At 52.3% G+C, this 260-nt stretch carries 1 protein-coding gene; it reads left to right on the forward strand.

The annotated features are described in order from the left end of the window. Nucleotides 1-37 precede the first annotated feature (37 nt). Nucleotides 38-260, forward strand: a 223-nt coding sequence (locus AC0L3S_RS39460; protein WP_473285367.1) for a hypothetical protein, incomplete at its 3' end; no start/stop codon positions are given.

The raw sequence follows: 260 nt of genomic DNA on the forward strand, positions 1-260 counted from the left end.
GGTCAGTAATCTGGAGTGTAGGTAACCGCATTCACTCTTGCGGGAAGAATTTACAAACTGTGATCTCGCCGCGAATTTTAACGGTGGTGGGCTGTCGCCGTTAAATAAAATCAGCCCGTCTCATCCGCCAAAACCTGCCACCGTGGCGGTGCCGGAAGAGACGGAGAAAAAAGCGCGTGATGTGAATGAGAAAACGGCGCTGCTGAAGAAGAAATCCGCCACCGTTAAAAATCGACTGCCCGTGCAGCGCGGCGATAATG

The organism is Bradyrhizobium sp. Ken01, from assembly GCF_055807355.1.